Here is a 20,232-nt window from a genome sequence, read left to right on the forward strand (position 1 = left end):
AAAATTCATTTATTTCATTTTGATAGCGAATAAATCTTAAATTTTGTTAATCACAAGTGAAGTTATTGTGAATGAATACGTATGCATCCCATTGCTCCCTTTTTGGTCAAGCAGATAAAATTTGTAGTGAACCATAATGGGTTAGCCACAGTGTTGGTTAGCCGATAAAAACAAGGAATGGGACACAATGAAAAACTTCAAACCCAGCTTGATCACGGCTGCGTTGGTGAGTAGTGGATTTGCTTTTGCATCACTCCCCATCTTCGCGCAGGAGTCAAACACACCACCTCCTACCGATGAAGTACCTCAAGTTTCTGAATCAGCGATTGAAGAAGAAACACTTGAGCGTATTGAGGTAAGAGGCTTTAGTACAAGCCTTATTCAATCACTTAACCAAAAGCGCTTTTCCGACACGGTATCTGAGCAAATTTCTGCAGATGACTTAGGTGGATTACCCGATGTATCGATGGCTGACGCATTAACGCGACTCCCCGGTATATCAGCGGTACGTACTGGTGGGCAGGCCGCGGAAATTAATATTCGTGGTTTAGCCGGTGATTTCGTATTCTCAACGCTAAACGGTCGAGAGCAGGTTTCAACCAGTGGTGATAGAGCCATTGAGTTTGATCAATATCCATCGGAATTGATTACTGAAGCTGCTGTTTACAAATCACCTAAAGCGTCTTTGATTGAAGGTGGTATTGCGGGTACGGTTGAACTCAAGACCGCCAGCCCACTGTCAATTGACCAACCGTACAAGTTTAGTGCTAACGTCCGCGGAATGTACAATGACGCCGCAGGTGACATTGCCGATGCGACGGAGTTTGGTCAGCGCATTAGTTTCTCTTATCAAGCGAAGTTTTTAGAAGACACATTGGGTGTCTCATTGGGTTATGCTCGTTTGGTACAACCCAGCGTATCAACACAATTTATCGGCCTAGCGTACAATGGGGCCGTGGATGTTGATGGTGTTGAGGGTGATAACGATAGAGCAGGTACTGATTGCCCAGAGTGCGAGTTGATTTCAGAGGGTTTTGAAATGCAGCACAAAGGCGGTGAAGAAACCCGTAACGGTTATGTTGCTGCTATCGAATGGGCACCCATTGATACTTTTACTCTTAAAGCCGATGCTTTTGTTTCTAAGTTTGATTCTGAACAATTTGCTCGTGGTTTTCGTGTAAAACTTGGCGGCGTCAATGCCAACATTACTAACCCTGTTATTGTGAATAACTCAGTGGTTGGTGGTACGTTCTCACGCACTGATCAAAGCTTTACTCGGGTTGAATTGGTTAACGATGATAACCAAGACTTTGACCAAGTAGAGAGCTACGGTATTAATGCGAATTGGGAGATTACTGACAGCTTCTCAATGCAAGCGGATATCTCACTGTCTAAAGCGCAAAGTGATTTCCGCAATGGCCTGTTATGGTCGTTAGTTGGCGAAGACGCAAACGCTGTTAGTCCTCGCTTTGATGAAAATGTGCAGATTTCATATTTGCTTAACGGGCTAAACTTACCCGACCTCGCATTTAATCAAAGTAGTGCATTTACCGATTTAGATCGCGTAATGGTGAGTAAATACGGTATTTATCCCTTCGTGAACAACGACGAGCTAGACGCGTACCGTCTAGACTTCCAATACTATTTTGACAATCCATTCTTCTCTGGAATTGAGTTCGGCTATCGCTATTCTGATCGCGAGTACAGTAATGATCGTTCAGTATTTGAATACGGTAACGATGGCGCATTCTCTGCGAGTGAACCACCGCTTCAGCTAACCAGTGATATGGTGGAGCAAATCGATTGGAGTGGAGAATTTGGTTACTTCCCGTCTTACTTGTCTGTTGACTTGAATAAAGCGTTGTCTGCGTGGTTCCCACAAGGTACACCGCAACCGGTGCAAACGTGGGGACCAGGGGCTGCCGGTGTTATTAATGGGCCAGGCACAGGACCAAGTACTTCTTGGACCATCCAAGAAAGTGGCGATGTGTTTGAAACCGTTAACGCTGGTTACTTGATGGCGAATATCGATACAGAAATTGGTGAGCTCCCTATTACTGGTAACGTAGGCGTGCGCTATGTACGCACAAAACAAGCATCGACAACCCTTCAGCGAGCAACTCAGCTGATTTCAGACCCAGTTACTGGTGTAACGGTTGAGGTGAGCGACCCAACAGCGGGTGCACAAAACATTATGGACGAAGCGGGATTAATTAATAATTTCTACCGTCCAGCGGTGTTAACCCACGAATTCTCTGATGTACTTCCATCAATCAACCTGAACTTCAAGCTTACTGATGCTACGCAGCTTCGTGTTGCGGCGGCAAAAGTGATGGGACGGGCGCCTATCAATCGCTTTGCAGCAAATGCGTCAACAACTATCGAAACGGTTACTGCAGTTCAAGATCGCGACTCTGGTGAAATCACCCTGTCACAGCCTACAGCGCGTGTAAACGGTTCAGCGAAAAATAGCCCATACCTTGAACCATTCTATGCGACTCAGTACGACGTTTCATGGGAATACTATTTCGAAGAAACAGAGGGCGCGTTAGTTGTTGCGGCGTTCTTTAAAGACATCGAATCTTTCATTGAAGAAGTTGCTATCGAGCCTTATGACTTTGCTGCGAATGGCATCATAGTTCCAGACGAAGTACAGGTACCCGTGTTCTTAGAGCCAGAATTTTCTGGTCAGGAAGCAGAGCTTGCACTAGACGAAAATGGCGATCCAATATTTGTTACCGTTCCGACTGAAAACGGTCGTTACGAAACTGCGGTAAACAATGCGGAAGGCGGCTATATTCGTGGTCTTGAAATAGCCTATACACAAATCTATAGCATGCTACCTGGCGCATGGTCAGGCTTGGGCGTCAGTGCCAGCTACTCTTATACGGAAAGTGAAATCCAGCGCACATTGAGTGATGGGATCTACTCTAACCGTCTACCGGGTTTATCAGAGAACGTAGCAACAGTAACGCTATTCTGGGAATACGAAGGGTTTGAAACTCGTGTTTCTGGCCGCTACAGAGATGCGTTTGTTTCTGAACAAGTTGCTGTTAACAATCAAGTAGTTAACTTTGATTCTGAATTGGTTATCGATTACCAAGCATCGTATGAAATTAATGATAATTGGAGTGTTTTGTTCCAGGTTAACAACGTCACTGACGAACCGACGAAGAGCTACTTCACCTCACCTGAACAAACCGGAACGATTCAGTTCTTTGGCACACAGTACTTTCTTGGGATGACTTATCAATTATGAAAACAATCAGCCCCCAATTAAAGAAAGGCCGTGGTTTGGCCAAGCTATTCAGTTTTGATCTGGAGTTTACTATGTTTAACAAAATACCAGCATGGCGAGCCATCGCCATAGTTTTTGCAGTTCTGGTGATGGCAGGCTGTGGCGGGTCGGACGTTGAGTCTGGCTCTAGTGACTTGCTTGTTTGTAGTGTACCAGAAGTACCCAATGAACAGGGTACAGCATGTGTACCACCACCACCTATTCAATGTGATGCGCCACTGGTTCCCAACGAGACCAATGACGCTTGTGTTGTGGGTGCAGATCCTACCTTACCAGACCCTGTATTTTTCCCTGCTGAAAACCAGGCGGTACTCTATTACAACCGTGCAGCGGTAGATGCAGACAATTCAAGTAATGACCCTGCCTACGAGGGCTGGCGCCTACACACGTGGAACAACGACCAATGTGATGCCTATGCTGACGCAGGTACAGATTGGGCGAATGGCCGTATACACAACGGTGTTGATCCCAATTATGGTGCTTATTGGATCCTTGATTTAAAAGAAGGTTACGACGACTGCCACAACTTTATTATTCATATTGGTACCGATGATGCCGGTAAAGAAATGGGTGGTGCGGACTTCCAAGGTTCTTTGATTCAAGACGACGACACTTTCGTTCGTATGAACTTTACCTTGTCTGGCGAGCCAATTATTTTTGAATACCCGATTATGTCGTTGGGTCCACAGCCTGTTGACATTGAGGGCATGAGTGCGCATTGGTTGGATGCCAATACATTACTTTGGGATGCGCCTGACGCAGTGAGTATGGTTAAACTGCATTACTCAGCAGCAGCCGACTTAGAGACGTCACTTGACGCAGGTATCAATGGTACTGCGGTTGAGCTAATGTCTGCTACGCTAACCGAAGAGCAGTCTGCACGTGCACCGCACTTAGCTAATATGATGGCATGGGAAGGCACTTGGAGTGTTGATGATGCTAAAGCCGTGTTGACAACACAAGCTGTGCTTGGTGGTTACAATAGTGAAGGTGTTTTAGTTGCTGCCACTGGTATTCAACTAGCGAATGCCATTGACGCGGTTTACACCTCTGGCGAAGCGGATGCTGACGAAGCTCAACTTGGTGCAGTTTATACCGACAGTGGTATTACTGCTGCGGTTTGGGCACCGACAGCACAATCTGTAAAACTACTGACCTTTAACGACATAAAACCCAGTCGGGCAGTATGGACATGACTCGCGATGACGCGTCTGGTGTATGGCGCTACGAAGGTGATATGAGCCTTGACCGTACACTATATCGCTATGAAGTTGTGGTTTATCACCCTGTTACGGGCCAATTAGAAACGTTAGAAGTGACTGACCCTTATTCAGTGTCACTGAGCACAAATGGCCGGTTTACTCGTTTTGTTAATCTTGCCGATGATGATCTTAAGCCAGAAGGCTGGGATGACCACGTTATTCCGGTAGTCGCTAACCCAGAAGACGCCGTTATTTATGAAGCACATATTCGTGACTTTAGTGCTTTGGATATGACAACGAGCGCAGAAAATCGCGGCAAATACCTTGCCTTTACCGAAGAAGGCACTGCACCTGTGATGCACTTAGAATCGTTAGTGGATGCAGGCCTAAACTACATTCATTTGCTGCCAGCAAATGACATTGCAACTATCGAAGAAGACCCTAGTGACACCGTAGACTTGTATGACACGGTGGCTGATTTATGTCGTTTAAACAGCGATGCTTCAGTGTGTAATGAAGAAAGCGAATCTGCATTACTTATTGATGTGTTTAAGAGCTACGATCCACTTGCGCAAGCTGCAAAGGCACAAGAGCTAGCGAATGATATGCGTGGTTATGATACGTTCAACTGGGGTTACGATCCGCATCACTTCAACGCACCTGAGGGTAGTTATGCATCGAGTGCAGAGGGTGTTGAACGTATTGTTGAAATGCGTGCAATGATTCAAGCGCTTCATGAAATGGGACTGAGAGTTGCGCTAGACGTGGTTTACAACCATACCAATGCCTCTGGCGTCTTCTCTAAGTCAGTGCTAGACAAAGTGGTTCCTGGTTATTACCACCGTTATGAGACGGATTCAGGTGCGATAGTACGTGAAACTTGCTGTGACGATACTGAACCACGTAATGTCATGATGGAAAAACTCATGCATGACTCATTGTTGATTTGGACTGAGCACTATAAATATGACTCTTTCCGCTTCGACATCATGAGCCAAGCGTCTAAAGCAACTATGGTGCGCTTACGCGAAGCCGTGCAAGCTATCGATAGTGATAACTACTTCTATGGTGAAGGTTGGACACGTATCGACCGTGGCTACGAGCAAGCTAATCAACTCAACATGGCGGGCACGGAAATTGGTACGTTCAACGACCGTATTCGTGAAGCTATTCGTCAGGGCAGCATATTCACACCCGAGTCTGACTCGTTACTGTACGACCAAGATCGCGTGAAAATGAGTCTTGCAGGCACACTTAAAGACTACGTACTTGAAACGTCTTCAGGCGTTGCCGGTGCGACTAGTAATTTAGGTGGCTATGCCGATGATCCTGCAGACATCATCAACTATGTGTCTAAGCACGATAATGAAACCCTGTGGGACCAACTTAACTATACGCTACCTTCAGATATTAGTTTGTATGAGCGGGTTCGTGCACAAAATGTGGCTATTGGGCTGCCATTGGTTTCTCAAGGTATCCCGTTCCTACAAATGGGTGGTGACTTCCTTCGCTCTAAGTCTATGGACAGAAACACTTACGACGCCGGTGACTGGTTTAACTTTGTAGACTTTAGCTACGAGTCGAACAACTGGAACGTGGGTTTACCCCTTGCACAAGACAACGAAGGCCGTTGGGCTGAAATGGGTGAGTTTGTTTACTCTCCTGAACGTGCGGCTGGTATGAGTGATATTCAGTATGCCAGTGCGGTATTCAATGAATTACTGTCTATTCGTACGTCTAGCCCATTGTTCCGTCTAACGTCAGCAGAACAAATCATTGATCGTATCGGCTTCCACAACTTAGGCGCCCGCCAACAGCGTGGTCTTATTGCCATGAGTATTGATGACGGTGTTATGCCTGACTCTGAAGAAATGCGTGAAGACCTCGACATGATGCATGATGCGATTATGGTGGTGGTTAACACTGGCTATGAAGAAAAGTCGATTGCTGTAAATACAGCCACAGGCTTTGAACTTCACATGGCGCAAATGAATTCAGTGGATGCTGATGTGCGTGGAGCATATTTCACTGAAGGTGAAGATGGCAACGGTTCCTTTACTGTACCTGCGATGACTATCGCTGTGTTTGTGAAGCCTCAAATGGGCGCGCAAGGCTACGGATTATCATCGTTTGCAACATCTGGCGCACCTGATGTAGTTCCTTATGGTGAAACAGCGGTCTATCTTCGTGGTGACATGAATGGTTGGTCTACTAACGACGCATTTACCTACAAAGGTAATGGAGTGTACGAAGTCGCAGTAATGCTTGATGCCGATAGCACTTATGGATTTAAGTTTGCGTCAGAAGATTGGGCGACCGTTAACTATGGTGCGGCGAGTGGTGCAGAAAGTGTGGTCGTTGAAGGGGAGGCGAAAGTTCTCGCACAAACTAACGACAACCTAAGCTTTACACCATCAGTGACAGCGACCTACTTGTTCACCATTGACGCTACAGAACCAACTGCACCAGTACTGACTGTGGTCAATGAAGAGCCATACGTGGGTACAACAGTTTATTTGCGTGGTGCGATGAACGGCTGGGGAACTGACGATGCATTCACCTATCAAGGTGGCAGAATCTACACCTTTGCCCGTGACATAGATGCTGGAACCTATGAGTTTAAAGTGGCATCAGAAGATTGGTCTACGGTTAACTTTGGTGCTATCAGTGGTGATGATGCAGACAAAGCTGTATCTGTGGGCACGATTGTTCCACTAGCAGCAACAAACGATAACTTAGTACTAACCATCGATGAGTCAGACCGTTACGTGTTTGTATTTGATGTGACTACATTAGATGCACCAACGATCTCGGTGTACAAAGAAGAGTTCTTTGGTAGTACACAAGTTTACTTACGCGGCGGCATGAATGGCTGGGGCACCGATAGTCAGTTTACCTACCAAGGTGAAGGGGTTTATACGGTACAAGTCGATCTTAGTGCTGGTGGCGTAGAGTTTAAGGTGGCATCCGAAGACTGGGCAACTGTTAACTTGGGGAATCCAAACGACGCAGCTAGTAATGTTGTTGTACCGGGAGAAGCTAAAGTATTGGGCTCTAGTAACAACAATCTAATGATTGATGTAACGGATGCAGGTACTTATGAATTTAGAGTGTCTGGCCCTAATGGTGCGATGCCCTCACTTACGGTGACTGCACTGTAAACTAACTCTTTAATTTCACTGGATTTTGGGGGCGATATTCGCCCCCTTTTTTTTATGCAATACCTTCTGTATATGATTAAGATATACATTTGCTAACAAACGTTTACGTTTGAATACTTTTCCACGTCGTCAGTTTCATCGATACTCATACTTTTGGCTAAACATAGAAGTGGTGCAAATGAGGGTGGAACGGTGATCTCGTGGTTTTTGGAGGGGGCTAATGTGAGAAAGGTAGTGCGTAAAGTCACTTTACGCCTCGTGGCTCACTTTGGTGAAAAGCAACACTACAGTGAACAGGAAGTTGTATTCGCCTACACTGAATCTATGTCCAATAGAAAGTATTTAGACTTTGCCCTTGCTATGTATTGCTCACTCAACGAGTTTGGCAATATCCAAAAAAAGTACGAGATACTGCGTACACAAGGCCAATATCACGCGCTTATCGGCCGGTATTGTTTTGGCGGGTGGCCAAGATTCAACACACAAACGCTCATTGATTACGCCAATGGCAAATTAAACACATCACCAGGTGGCCATTAGTTTAAACCCGCTGAAGCTTCATCATTTATCTAGCTGTCGATCCCTCTGATGGCTTAATAGATTCTTAAGTTCTATCTGATAAATCGCTCATAAAGTGACCATCGCTGACTAATTGCTCAATTAATTAACCAATTGTATTATAAAGGTATTTTATTTTGCTTGGTTAGTTGGCAGTATAGTGTCTTCTCGATAAAGAATTATAAAAACAACCGTGTAGTAATTTTGTAGAGTAAAGATGTTCGGACACAGGGATATAGAGTTATGCGCTTGAGAAGAAAGATGTCACTCGTAATTACTACGGTGGCAGCGGTAGTATCTATTTTAGCGGTTATCATCACGAGTTACTTTTCAATCAGCAGTATGCGAGATGAAGCCTTTCAACAAAGTCAAAGGGACCTTGTTGCCAAGAGAACACTCGTTAAACAGCAAATCGAAGATTACTTTTCATCTATTCAGAAACAAATCCTCGTAATGGCGAATGATATCAGTATCGTCGAGGCTGCACAGGACTTCGCGCTTGCTTTTGAACAGCGCCCAATCAGCCTCTCGACTCAATCCACGCTTAAAGACTATTACACGCAAGACTTTCAGCGTGTATACGATGAACAAAACGATGATGGCTTATCAGCAGCGCGATTGCTCAACACATTAGATAGCACGTCAATTAGTTTGCAGGCTGCGTATATTGGAGATAACGTTTTTCCACTGGGTGAAAAAGATGGACTCAATACTGCTGCCGGTAGCAACACTTATGATCAGTTACACGAGCGATATCACCCCACTATCAGACAGTTCTTAAACGCGTTCGGCTATTACGATATATTTATCGTTGAACCTGAGTCTGGTTACGTAGTGTACTCTGTGTTTAAGGAATTAGACTTTGCAACTAGCTTGCGCACTGGACCTTATAACAACAGTGGAATAGCTGAAGCATTTAATAAAGCACTCACTCTGAGTGCCGGGCAAACCTACCTGTCTGACTTTGCGTCTTACGTGCCTTCCTACAACAACCCTGCCAGTTTCATATCGACTCCTATTGTTCGCGATGGGAAAACGGTAGCTGTATTAATTTTTCAAATGCCTATAGATAGAATAAACGCCATCATGACTCAGTCTGAAAGATGGGCTGATGCAGGTTTTGGTGAAAGTGGAGAGATTTATCTGGTTGGGGCCGATAATACGTTGAGAAATGAAAGTCGATTCTTTGTTGAGGATCAGCAAGGATACTTAAACGTCATTAAGCAGGCAGGCATTACTCAATGGACAGACATTGAGAAAAAGGGAACAACGATTTCACTGCAACCAGTAGATACGATGGGTGTAGAACAAGCACTAAACGGGCGGACCGGCTTCGACGTATTTGAGGATTATCGGGGAGTGCCAGTATTGAGTGCATACAGTTCAGTTAATGTGTTGAATCATCAATGGGCAATTATGTCAGAAATCGATGAAGCGGAAGCGTTTCAATCAGTGAATGGCGTCATATCTCGAATTGTAGCAGTTGCGCTCATTGTGGTATGCATTGGACTAGTATTCGCATTCTTTATTAGCCATGTATTTTCAAAACAGTTAACCAAGCCTCTTGACGGTTTGGCTAATCGTTTTGCGGATCTTTCTCAAGGTGAAGCAGACCTTACGGTACGCGTGCCTAAATCAGACGTTCCTGAAATTAACGATATTGCACAAAGCTTTAATCTTTTTGTGCAACAACTGCAAGGTACCGTGACCCATGTAAAAGAAGCGGTTGAAACTATTGCAGCTAATGGTACGGAATTGAGTCAAAATACTGAGCAAACACGCCACACCATGCATGAACAGAGCATTGAAGTGTCGGACGTAAAAGAGTCTTTGGGTCGCTTTGGCGACTCGGTCTCGCAAATTACAGAGCAAACCCAAATCGCTGCTGCTTCAACACGTAAAGCAAAACAAACTGCAGAACAAAACTCTGAGCGAGCGAGAAATGCGGTAAACAATATCAGCAAGCTTGTCGATGAAGTATCAACGGCTACAGTAACGTTGGAAAACTTACAAAACAGCGTGAAAGATATTGGAGAAGTGCTTTCGGTGATTAATTCAATTGCTGACCAAACCAACCTGCTTGCTCTGAATGCGGCGATTGAAGCAGCGCGGGCAGGGGAGCATGGAAGAGGTTTTGCTGTAGTTGCGGATGAAGTACGTACACTTGCCTCAAGAACGCAAGAGAGTACAGTGACTATTCAACAACAGATTGAGGGTTTGACGAGCTCTGCTGAACATGCGGTGTCCTCTATGGGCAATGCGTCATCGTCTGCAAATAATGGCATTCAGTTGGTTGAGTTAGTGCAGCAAACACTCGACGAGCTAACTCTGGTGGTTGTCGAGATTGCTGCGCTCAATCAAAACATTACCCAATCCAGTGAAGTCCAATCAGAGACAATTAGTGAGATAAACGCAAACGTTGAGAACCTTGAACGTAGAGCCAATGAAATGGCTGATTCTACCCGTATCAATTCCAACGTAGCTAATCAGTTGTCAGGCTTATCTGAACAAGTGCAGACCAGCGTAAATCGATTTGTGGTTTAGTTGTAGAGGTCATTGACCACAGGATTCGTCAGTTGAAAGAGTGAATAGTGGCATTGCAACATCCATAAGTACTAGCAGCGCCACAGTGGGCTGTGCTCATCTCATAACCAAAAAAAATGTCTGGTTTTTATCGACCGCAACAAACCTTAATTAATTACGTATTGAGCAAAATTCAAATTATTTAAGTCCAGAGGAAAAACGTAAAATTGATAATTGCATTTTAAAAAATAATAACGGCTCTTAGGGTAGCAATCTCACAGCTTAGTGGCTTTTAACACTAGTGTTAGATTCTTGAGAGACATGCAATTGATAAAAACAATCAATAGAAAATTAGCTACGATGAGTGTGATGGCGTTTACTGTAATTGCACTTATCGGGTGGTCACTTCAACAAAGTGCCTCAACGCAGGTATTAACTAATAATCCTCCGAGTAAAGTTCAACACGACAAACCGAATATTATTTACATTATTGTTGATGATTTAGGTATTGGTGATATTGAGCCTTATGGTCAGCAAAAAATAAGTACACCTAACCTTCAGGTACTGGCAAATGAAGGTTTAACGTTCGTGCAGCATTACGCTGGTAACACTGTGTGTGCGCCCTCAAGAGCTGCTCTTATGACAGGTTTACATTCGGGTCATAATCAAATTCGCGGTAATTACGAATTGGGTGATTTCACTGACGAACGAGAGTTTGGTCAGATGCCACTTAACCCAGGCTCCACAACACTTGGCACTGTGATGCAATCTGCTGGTTACCATACCGCACTAATTGGTAAATGGGGGCTCGGCGGCCCAAGTTCTTATGGAACACCGAACAAGCAGGGTTTTGATTACTTTTTTGGCTACTTGGATCAAAAACAAGCGCATAATCATTATCCAACCCATCTATGGAGAAACGAAGAGTGGTTTGCCCTCAATAATGAGTTCTTACATTCTCACCAATCATTGCCAGAAGGAGTTGATCCGTATGACCCTATCAACTACCAAGCATACTTACGAGAAGACTTCGCTCAAGAGCGCTTAACGCAAGATGCATTGAGATACATAAAAGAACACCAGAATAAACCTTTCTTTTTGTACCTAGCTTACGCCGGGCCTCATGCTGCCTTGCAAGCGCCAGAAGAATATATCGATGAGTACGACTTTGAAGAAACACCGTACGGATTGCATTCAAATTACTTACCGCAAAGACGACCCAGAGCGGCGCGCGCTGCAATGATCACTCACATTGATAAAGGGATAGGGCAAGTCAAAGCGTTACTTAAGCAGCTGAACATTGATGAAAATACCATGATCATTTTCACCAGTGACAATGGACCAAGCCCCGAAGGTGGCGCAGACATGGAATTCTTTAATAGCAACGGTCAATTCAGAGGGTACAAAAGAGACTTGTACGAGGGCGGCATTCGTATGCCAACCATTGCGCATTGGCCAGGTGTTGTTCCCGCCGGCAAATTGACCAATCACGTATCAGCGTTTTGGGATGTGTTACCCACACTCGCAGAATTGGCTGATGTGGAGCTTAGTTCGACAACAGATGGCATTTCGTTTTTGCCAACATTAACTGGCGAAGGAGAGCAAAAACAACATGAGAGTTTGTATTGGGAGTTTCATCATAAACGAGGCGATCATGCGCAAGCGGTTAGGATAAGAGATGAAAAAAACGGTGACTGGAAAGCAATTCGAATATTCAATAAACAGTATCGGGATAACCCTCCGATTGAATTGTATAACCTTAGAGACGACCCTTCTGAAACAACGGATTTAGCATCTAAGTATCCGAGATTAGTTCAACAAGCAGCTTTGTTAATGGATTCCTCTAGAACACGCTCTTTTTTGGATGAATGGAATTTCGACTATTGGCCTAGTCGTTATGGTTCAAAAAACTAAACGGAGAACAATAATGGTAAAAAACTTCAGTTTTATCGTGTTTGTCGTTGGTGCGTTATTTAATTCGGTTCCAGCAATAGCAGACAACACAAAACCACCAAACATAGTATTGATCGTAGTCGATGATTTGGGATGGGCTGATGTCGGTTATAATGACCATACTGGTGTATTTCAAACGCCAAATATTGATGCATTGGCGACTAAAAGTATCGTTTACACCGACGCGTATGCAGGGGCATCGAATTGTGCACCGAGCAGGGCAGTATTAATGAGTGGTCAATATTCTCCGAGACATGGTGTTTACACGGTAGGCAGTTCCGAAAGGGGGAATGAAAAAACCAGAAAAATAATACCTACTCCCAATACACCTTATCTTGATAATGACATAGTTACTATGGCTGAAATGTTAGAGTCGAGGGGTTATACCACAGGTACTTTTGGAAAGTGGCACTTAGGACAAGACCCAATAACTCAAGGATTTGACCATAATGTTGCAGGTGACACGGCTGGACACCCCAAAAGTTACTTTAGTCCTTATGAAATGACCAATTTGATCGACGGTCCAAGCGGTGAGTATCTTCCCAACCGCATTACGAGTGAAGCTATTAATTGGATTAAGGAGGTTAGTTCAGCAAACAACCAGCAGCCGTTTTTTGCATACATACCTTACTACACGGTACACACGCCAATTATCGCTATCGACTCAGTCACAGAAAAGTACCTGAGCCATCCAAAAATTCAAAATGAAAAACATGCCGCATATGCTGCAATGGTTGAATTGATGGATACAAATATAGGCCGCATCATGAGAAGTCTGGAGCAGCAATCTTTGCTAAAAGATACTTTAGTGATTTTTACTTCCGATAATGGCGGAATTCGCTCGGTTGCATATCAAGATCCATTAAGAGGTGGCAAAGGCGGATATTATGAAGGTGGTACTCGAGTTCCATTGCTAGTTTCTTGGCCTCATAAAATTGTCGCCAAAACAGATAGCACACCGGTTGTGAATGCAGATTTCTATCCAACCCTAGCTAATATTGCAGGTGCTGATGTTAGTCGACAAGTTCTCGATGGTGTAGACTTATCATCAAATTGGTTCTATGAGAAGCCAATAAAACCACGCGCACTCTTTTGGCATTTTCCCATCTACTTGCAAGCGTATAACCCAAGCGCAGATCAATCACGTGATCCTCTATTCAGAACACGACCAGGTACAACCATGAGGAAAGGTCGGTGGAAATTGCATCATTATTTTGAAGACGATGCCTATGAACTGTACGATTTGGAGAACGACTTGGGTGAACATGTGAATTTAGCACAATATTTACCGGGTATTATGAATTACTTAACACTAGAGCTAAACCAGTGGCGTGAAAACATAAATGCCCCCGTGCCTACTCAACGCAATCCTGAGTTCGACGCTGAGTTTACCGCACAACAGACAAACAAGCGTTTGTTGGAACGAGTGCGTAGATAAGAATAAGTTTAATGAACAAAAAACGAATGTAAAAAGTATACGCTAGTCTAATCTAATCAAGATGGTTCTAGCTGAGTTTTTTACCACAACACTGTTTGAATTTTTTACCGCTATCACACGGGCAGGGAAGGTTCCTGCCCAGTTTCACTTTCCCACAGTCACTATGCAGTTCTCCGTCGTGATACCGCCATTCGCCATTCTCAATAATAAAACGAGATGTTTCGTGCAACTGAAAGCACTGCTTAGATTCAAAGTAGAACGCAGTAAACTCCACAATATCTTCTGCGCTGGCGTCATTTTTTACCGTAAGTGCAAACCAGTGAGTTCCAGTGGCGCTTTCTTTTAAGTTGTCTAACGATAAGCCTACGCGCTTCTGTGCTGAGTACGTGTCTAGAACGTATTGATAGTTCTGCGTGGCATAAGCTGAGAATCTAGAGCGCATTAATGCTTCTGCGGTAGGAGGTTTTTTCGAACCTGACAAATAAGGCTCACAGCACGAGGAAAACGGCAGTGAAGAACAACAAAAACAACGCATAAAAAAGCCCCAATAAATGCCGTAGAATAAAGGGGCAAATGCTACCGCTAATTAGAGCCGATTACCACGGACCGGTGACTAGGTTTGTATCACCAGATTCCTGAGATACTTTGACATTAACTAGAGATACTGAAAAAAGCTCACACAGCTTTTTAATCATTTCACACTCAGTAGGCTGTAAATCTAAATCTAAATTCTCTACGTACAGTGTTTTACATTGACCGCCAGTAATAAGTTTTGAGATCCACTCTGGCATCTTCTCTTTGTTGGGTTTTTGAATGCGAATAGCGTGATGAGTATCCTTTTTGAAGGATACAGAATCGGCGAGTAGATAATGCCATCCTTTGTTTTGCTTTGGAGCATACTCGCTGGGGTAACCTTCAAAAGGTAAGGGTAACTGTACTTCATTGTTTACTTTGTTTTGTAACGCGCGAAAACGTGAAATTGAAGAAGTGGCGGTGTTCATCTTTATTCCTGTTTATTCATACAGTGTGTATGTGTATACAGTAGTTTGTGTTGATTCATAATGCAAGCGGAAAATCGCTATTTTTTTGAGCAGTTAGATCATTTGCGTTTAGAACTACGATAAAATTACTAAAAAACATATACTATTCAGAATGTTAATTTGCAGGTGTAGATATTGGACGCTTTGTCTGAATTAGGTTTAGTTGGAATGTTTGTTGCCGCCTTTGGCGCTGCGACTATCCTGCCACTGGGTTCGGAAGTGGTATTTGTGGGCTTACTTACTGCAGGCAGCGAAGTAATATCGTTGTGGCTTGTCGCGAGCATCGGTAACACATTAGGTTCAGCCGTAAATTACTATTTGGGGTTAAACTACGGTGAGCCTTTGGCCAAGCGCATGCTACGAATGTCTGATAACACTTATGCCAAAGCCGAGAGCATGTTCCAACGTTGGGGTAAGTGGACGTTGTTACTTGCGTGGGTCCCCGTGATTGGTGACCCACTAACACTCGTCGCTGGTGCACTAAAAGTGCAACTACGCTTTTTCTTGGTCGCTGTTCTTATTAGCAAGTCTTCCCGTTATGGACTGATTGCTTGGCGTTTTTTTCTACCACTAGGCACTATCTTTTTTCCCATAATTATTTTGATTAGGGCATCTCGTTTGATATAAAAAACGGCGATGACTATCATCCAATAAATTGCCGGACTGAGTAGATCTGATTTTTGTGCCCATGTGTAATGCAGCACAGTAAGCGGAAGAATCAGATACACGGCGTTATGTAACTTTTGCCAACGGCGGCCTAACATACGTTTTGCTTTATTAAACGATGTTGCAGCAAGCGCAAGCAGTAAAACAAGCGCCGTCATACCAACAGTGATGTAAGGTCTTTCGATAATTTCACTACCTATTAGTGACATGTCTAGTTGTATCTCAAAAGCGCAATAAACCAAGAAGTGAGCTAGCGCGAATACGAAGCTATATACGCCTAACAGCCTTCTGAATTGTAGAGGTTCTGGACTCGGCAAGACCTTTGCAATGGGTGAAAGAAGTAGGGTAGCGACTAACAGATAGATGGCCCAATTCCCTGTTTTATCCAGCAGCGCCTGAACCGGATCTGGTCCTAGGTTATCGATAATCCCCAGATAGAAAATTATCGAGAGATATCCAAGGGAGAACAGGTGTACCAATGATTTTATGGTAACTCGCTGTATCTTGCTGAGACGCCATGGTTTATTTAATAATTTCATTAGTAAAAACGCGTCAAATCCATATTGGAATACAAACTCGCAACTTCGGTATAGCCGTTGAACGGTTGCGTGGGAATACGGTTTCTGTTGAGCACTCCACCTGTTGTTATGCGACGTTCGCTTGCTTGACTCCATCGAGGATGCGCAACAGAAGGATTAACATTTGCGTAGAATCCGTATTCATTAGGTGCCAGGATATTCCACGTTGTTGGTGGCTGCTTGTCAGTCAAACGTATACGTACAATAGACTTGATACTCTTAAAGCCGTATTTCCACGGTACGACTAAACGTATCGGTGCACCATTTTGTGGAGGTAATGTTTTTCCATACATGCCCACCGACAGCAATGTTAACGGGTGCATGGCTTCGTCTAAACGCAGTCCCTCAACATAGGGGTAGTCAATACCACCGCCGATAAATCTATTTTTTTGACCAGGCATTTGGTCAGGATCGTATAGCGTTTCAAAGGCAACGTATTTAGCTGAGGAGAGAGGATCGGCTTGTCTAATTAACTGACCGAGTTCAAAACCTATCCAAGGGATCACCATTGACCACGCCTCTACACAGCGCAGGCGATAAGCTCTCTCTTCCAATTGAAATTGATTGAATAGATCATCGTAACCCAGCGTTAACGGTTTATTGACCAGACCATCGATTCGTAGCTGCCAAGGGTCAGTTTGAAAGTGCTTGGCTTCTTCTACAGGGTCATCCTTACCCATGCCAAACTCATAAAAGTTATTGTATGTTGTTGCTTTACTCTCAGGAGTCAGAGTGTCGTTAGTTGAAAACGACGAGTTATTGGTAAACTCAAGTGGCCGTTGTTGGGCTAATGGCTTTTCTTCACGTTCCCAAAACCAACCTTGGCCATATGCATTGCCTGATAACAGTGCTGACGCACCTACGAACCCCATAGACTTAAGTAATCGTCTTCTGTCGTGATATACCGCTTCATCGGTGACTTGATTGTCTTTAAATACAACGGATGGCTTAAATCGTTTAGACATACATTTACTCTTTGATTAAACACAAGACTATTACGTTGTGTTTGCAAATTAAGATTGACCCGAACCTATTCAACGCCATGAGATAGTTAATAAAACACCTGATATCGCGAAAAATGTGCTCTGCTTTAAAATAGACCGCACAAACGCCTAATCAATTTCAGCAGTAGAAAACAAAAAACACCATTGAGCAGTTATAAATGTAAGTTATCTAATGAGTTGCCGTGTTTTGGACTGAACAAGTTTGCGTAAAGTCGCGCAGCGAATTCGTCCGTCATTCCGGAAATGTAATCCGCAATAATACGCATACCTAAGCCTTGCTCTTCCGCATCTCTCCAGCGCTGTTGAGTACTTTCTGGAAGTAATCGAGTGGGATCAGCACTGAACGCTTCAAACAGTGACATCACTATAAGTTGGCCTTTGTATTCGAGTTGTTGTACATCTGCACGACGGATCACGTTTCGGTAAACAAATCGTTTGAATAGACTTAATGCCTGTTCTACATGTTTTGGCAGTGCGGCCTTGTAGGCGAGTAATGGATGTTCAAAACCTTCGACAGTTTCAATCGCTATGGCGGTAATGAAACAGTTAACCAAAGCACCAATAGCATTTTTACGTTCATGATGAACAGCACTGAATAGTTTGTCGGTTAACGATTCTATGCTTTTTGATAACCAAGGTATCTCGAGTTGACTCAACGGAACCGTCACCGAAGTAAAGAAGTCCTGTTTTCTAACCATATCCATAACAATGGCATCTTCGAGATCGTGAATACCGTAAGCGATATCGTCTGCGAGCTCCATTATAGAACAATCAAAAGATTTAAAGCGGGTTTTACTGTGCCCGTTAGCAACGTCGTTATATGTCGAAAACAGTGATTTGTCTTGCTCATTGAAGGGTGTAAGTAACCAATCGAACAGCGCTTCGTCACATCTAAACAAGCCCTTGGGTGGATGCCAGTCATCAGCGCGAACCTGTCTAAAAGACATGGGCTTAGTGGGGTGGATTTCTTGTTTATTTAGCGTATCAACAAAATTAGGATACTTAACTAGGCCTAATATACTGCGACGACATAAATTCATTCCGTGGGCGGCAGTGTAGGGTTCTAACTGGGTAATTATTCTGAATGTTTGGCCGTTGCCCTCGAAGCCGCCGTGTTCGTGCATCATGTAATGCAGGGCAATCTCTCCCCCGTGGCCGAAAGGAGGGTGCCCAATATCATGAGCCAAGCATAATGTTTCGATGAGCGTAGCGTCCATAGCGAGAACATCGGTAAGTTGAGGATATTTAGAACACAGTTGAGCGGTAATTCCTGTACCGATTTGCGCAGCTTCTAAGGAGTGAGTAAGGCGGGTACGATAAAAATCACTCAATCCAACGCCCAACACCTGCGTTTTTGCTTGTAATCTTCTAAATGCAGCACTGTGCAATACGCGCGCTTTATCTCTCTGATAAGCATTGCGATGGTCGCCGTCTCTTGTTTCGGTTCGCGGCAGCCTGCGCTCGTGAAAACTCACTGCCCAATTAGTCTCTGTCACTGCAATAAACCTCTGTTCTACAGAATAAAACCTCTGGAATTGTAGCCTAACACAGGTGTGCAAAATTGCAGCGAATGATTCTTCTGTTAAATGTAACAAATGTAAAAGACAATCATTCGCATTGAATCCGTTGAGAATCTAAGGTAGCGTTGCTCAGATATTCAATAATCCGTGCTTTTATGAACTCTGCGCTTGCTGTAGACAGACCCTCAACTCAGCCACATATACTTGTTGTTGAAGACGATCCTATATTAAACGACCAAATAGCCGTGCTTTTAGGCGGTAATGGCTATTGCTTTACTCAGTGCTTTGATGGTGAAAGTGCACTGGAGCTCGCTATCTCATCAAGTTATAGCTTAATACTGCTCGATATTATGTTACCGGGCAAAGACGGATTGTCAGTGCTAAACATTTTGAGAAGCTGCAATTCAACACCAGTGATAGTGGTTTCGGCAAAACATGCGGAAGAAGAGCGAATAATGGGGTTGAGTGCAGGTGCTGATGATTACCTAGCCAAGCCTTTTAATTCCCAAGAGCTATTGTTACGCATTGACGCGGTGATTCGCCGATCCAACAGGAACGAAAACGTCACTAATGCCAGCCTTCAAATTGATAATTTAGCGTTATGCCTAACAACTAAACAGGTGCTAGTAGGTGACGCTGACGTTTCACTAACACCGACAGAGTTCGGTTTATTGAGTATCTTAGTTCAAAACATTCAACAGGTTCTGAGCAAAGCATTTTTGTATCAAGCGGTCTTAAATAAACAGTACAGTCAATACGACCGTAGCCTAGACATGCATATGAGCCGAGTAAGAAAGAAACTCATGGAAAAAGGGTGGGATGGCTCGCGTTTACAAACAGTACACGGTAAGGGGTACTGTATAAAATGAATAAGCGTTTGTTTTGGAAGCTGTGTCTGATTATTGGAACGGGCGTGGTTGCCCTTTTCTATGTGATCAATATGGCAACGTCGCAAATTGAGAATGATATGAGCATGCTCAATGAAGCTGATGTTAGGGAGCTAGAGGCGTGGTCAGATGAAGCTGAATCTTTATTACTACAAGGGCAAAGGGCAGCGCTAGAAGAGTGGCTTGAAGAGCTTCAACATAAAGAAAATACGTGGGCTGCTGTGGCGAGTGCAAACGTTCAACATATTGCCGGTAATCATTCTCGATTCGACGATTATACGGGTTACAATATGGGGCGGAGTACAGAGTGGAAAATCCATCTCTACTTCGAGGAAAACCCCCATTATGGAGCTCCCTTTTTCTGAGGGTAATACAAGTTTACTGGTAGCATTGCCACCAAGAAT

At 43.9% G+C, this 20,232-nt stretch carries 13 protein-coding genes and 1 pseudogene; 9 read left to right on the top strand and 5 right to left on the bottom strand.

What is annotated here, in order from left to right; genetic code table 11:
• Window positions 1-187: 187 nt before the first annotated feature.
• From EYS00_RS17450 to EYS00_RS17475, 6 genes and pseudogenes are all read left to right on the top strand, one after another.
• Entirely contained in the window at window positions 188-3,259 is a 3,072-nt protein-coding gene (locus EYS00_RS17450; protein ID WP_130638914.1) for a TonB-dependent receptor, read from the top strand.
• Between the two features lie 71 nt (window positions 3,260-3,330).
• A pseudogene (locus EYS00_RS17455) lies at window positions 3,331-7,661 on the top strand (alpha-1,6-glucosidase domain-containing protein).
• Window positions 7,662-7,853: 192 nt separating this feature from the next.
• Complete coding sequence (locus EYS00_RS17460) at window positions 7,854-8,201, top strand: DUF6559 family protein (protein ID WP_130638916.1); 348 nt, start codon at window positions 7,854-7,856, stop codon at window positions 8,199-8,201.
• Between the two features lie 261 nt (window positions 8,202-8,462).
• Window positions 8,463-10,763: a methyl-accepting chemotaxis protein gene (locus tag EYS00_RS17465; protein WP_130638918.1), complete on the top strand. Its 2,301-nt coding sequence runs from the start codon at window positions 8,463-8,465 to the stop codon at window positions 10,761-10,763.
• 348 nt (window positions 10,764-11,111) lie between these two features.
• Entirely contained in the window at window positions 11,112-12,656 is a 1,545-nt protein-coding gene (locus tag EYS00_RS17470; RefSeq protein ID WP_242618814.1) for an arylsulfatase, read from the top strand.
• 13 nt (window positions 12,657-12,669) lie between these two features.
• Window positions 12,670-14,133, top strand: coding sequence for a sulfatase (locus EYS00_RS17475; protein ID WP_130638920.1), 1,464 nt, complete (start codon window positions 12,670-12,672; stop codon window positions 14,131-14,133).
• 67 nt (window positions 14,134-14,200) lie between these two features.
• On the opposite strand, the gene EYS00_RS17480 is transcribed toward EYS00_RS17475, so the two are convergent.
• Both EYS00_RS17480 and EYS00_RS17485 read right to left on the bottom strand, forming a co-directional pair.
• Entirely contained in the window at window positions 14,201-14,614 is a 414-nt protein-coding gene (locus EYS00_RS17480) for a YchJ family protein (protein ID WP_373995578.1), read from the bottom strand.
• A gap of 115 nt (window positions 14,615-14,729) precedes the next feature.
• Window positions 14,730-15,134 carry a deoxyguanosinetriphosphate triphosphohydrolase gene (locus tag EYS00_RS17485; protein ID WP_130638924.1) on the bottom strand — a complete coding sequence of 135 codons (405 nt, stop codon included), beginning with the start codon at window positions 15,132-15,134 and terminating at the stop codon, window positions 14,730-14,732.
• A gap of 174 nt (window positions 15,135-15,308) precedes the next feature.
• On the opposite strand from EYS00_RS17485, the gene EYS00_RS17490 reads away from it, so the two are divergent.
• Window positions 15,309-15,800, top strand: a complete 492-nt coding sequence (locus tag EYS00_RS17490) for a YqaA family protein (RefSeq protein ID WP_242618815.1) — start codon at window positions 15,309-15,311, stop codon at window positions 15,798-15,800.
• Here EYS00_RS17490 and EYS00_RS17495 read toward each other — a convergent pair.
• The 3 genes from EYS00_RS17495 to EYS00_RS17505 form a co-directional block, all read right to left on the bottom strand.
• Window positions 15,710-16,378, bottom strand: coding sequence for a sulfite oxidase heme-binding subunit YedZ (locus EYS00_RS17495; RefSeq protein WP_130638926.1), 669 nt, complete (start codon window positions 16,376-16,378; stop codon window positions 15,710-15,712). The genes EYS00_RS17490 and EYS00_RS17495 overlap by 91 nt on opposite strands.
• Window positions 16,378-17,382, bottom strand: a complete 1,005-nt coding sequence (gene msrP, locus EYS00_RS17500; RefSeq protein ID WP_130638928.1) for a protein-methionine-sulfoxide reductase catalytic subunit MsrP — start codon at window positions 17,380-17,382, stop codon at window positions 16,378-16,380. The genes EYS00_RS17495 and msrP overlap by 1 nt, the downstream gene beginning before the upstream one ends.
• A gap of 191 nt (window positions 17,383-17,573) precedes the next feature.
• On the bottom strand, window positions 17,574-18,917 hold the full coding sequence (locus EYS00_RS17505) for an anti-phage deoxyguanosine triphosphatase (RefSeq protein ID WP_130638930.1): 1,344 nt from the start codon (window positions 18,915-18,917) through the stop codon (window positions 17,574-17,576).
• Window positions 18,918-19,096: 179 nt separating this feature from the next.
• Between EYS00_RS17505 and EYS00_RS17510 the strand changes: the two genes are divergently transcribed.
• Together EYS00_RS17510 and EYS00_RS17515 are read left to right on the top strand one after the other, a co-directional pair.
• Window positions 19,097-19,810 carry a response regulator transcription factor gene (locus EYS00_RS17510; RefSeq protein ID WP_130638932.1) on the top strand — a complete coding sequence of 238 codons (714 nt, stop codon included), beginning with the start codon at window positions 19,097-19,099 and terminating at the stop codon, window positions 19,808-19,810.
• The gene (locus tag EYS00_RS17515; RefSeq protein WP_130638934.1) at window positions 19,807-20,193 is read left to right on the top strand and encodes a histidine kinase sensor domain-containing protein; all 387 of its coding nucleotides are present in this window, start codon (window positions 19,807-19,809) and stop codon (window positions 20,191-20,193) included. The genes EYS00_RS17510 and EYS00_RS17515 overlap by 4 nt, the downstream gene beginning before the upstream one ends.
• Window positions 20,194-20,232 lie beyond the last annotated feature (39 nt).

The sequence above is a fragment of the Alteromonas sp. KUL49 genome (assembly GCF_006538345.1).
GTDB lineage: Bacteria > Pseudomonadota > Gammaproteobacteria > Enterobacterales > Alteromonadaceae > Alteromonas.

Excerpts from the sequence above, each read along its gene's own strand:
- EYS00_RS17475 (WP_130638920.1), top strand. The coding sequence starts at position 12,670 with ATGGTAAAAAACTTCAGTTTTATCGTGTTTGTCGTTGGTGCGTTATTT.
- msrP (WP_130638928.1), bottom strand. The coding sequence starts at position 17,382 with ATGTCTAAACGATTTAAGCCATCCGTTGTATTTAAAGACAATCAAGTC.
- EYS00_RS17510 (WP_130638932.1), top strand. The coding sequence starts at position 19,097 with ATGAACTCTGCGCTTGCTGTAGACAGACCCTCAACTCAGCCACATATA.
- EYS00_RS17495 (WP_130638926.1), bottom strand. The coding sequence starts at position 16,378 with ATGAAATTATTAAATAAACCATGGCGTCTCAGCAAGATACAGCGAGTT.
- EYS00_RS17450 (WP_130638914.1), top strand. The coding sequence starts at position 188 with ATGAAAAACTTCAAACCCAGCTTGATCACGGCTGCGTTGGTGAGTAGT.
- EYS00_RS17470 (WP_242618814.1), top strand. The coding sequence starts at position 11,112 with ATGGCGTTTACTGTAATTGCACTTATCGGGTGGTCACTTCAACAAAGT.
- EYS00_RS17465 (WP_130638918.1), top strand. The coding sequence starts at position 8,463 with ATGCGCTTGAGAAGAAAGATGTCACTCGTAATTACTACGGTGGCAGCG.
- EYS00_RS17515 (WP_130638934.1), top strand. The coding sequence starts at position 19,807 with ATGAATAAGCGTTTGTTTTGGAAGCTGTGTCTGATTATTGGAACGGGC.
- EYS00_RS17485 (WP_130638924.1), bottom strand. The coding sequence starts at position 15,134 with ATGAACACCGCCACTTCTTCAATTTCACGTTTTCGCGCGTTACAAAAC.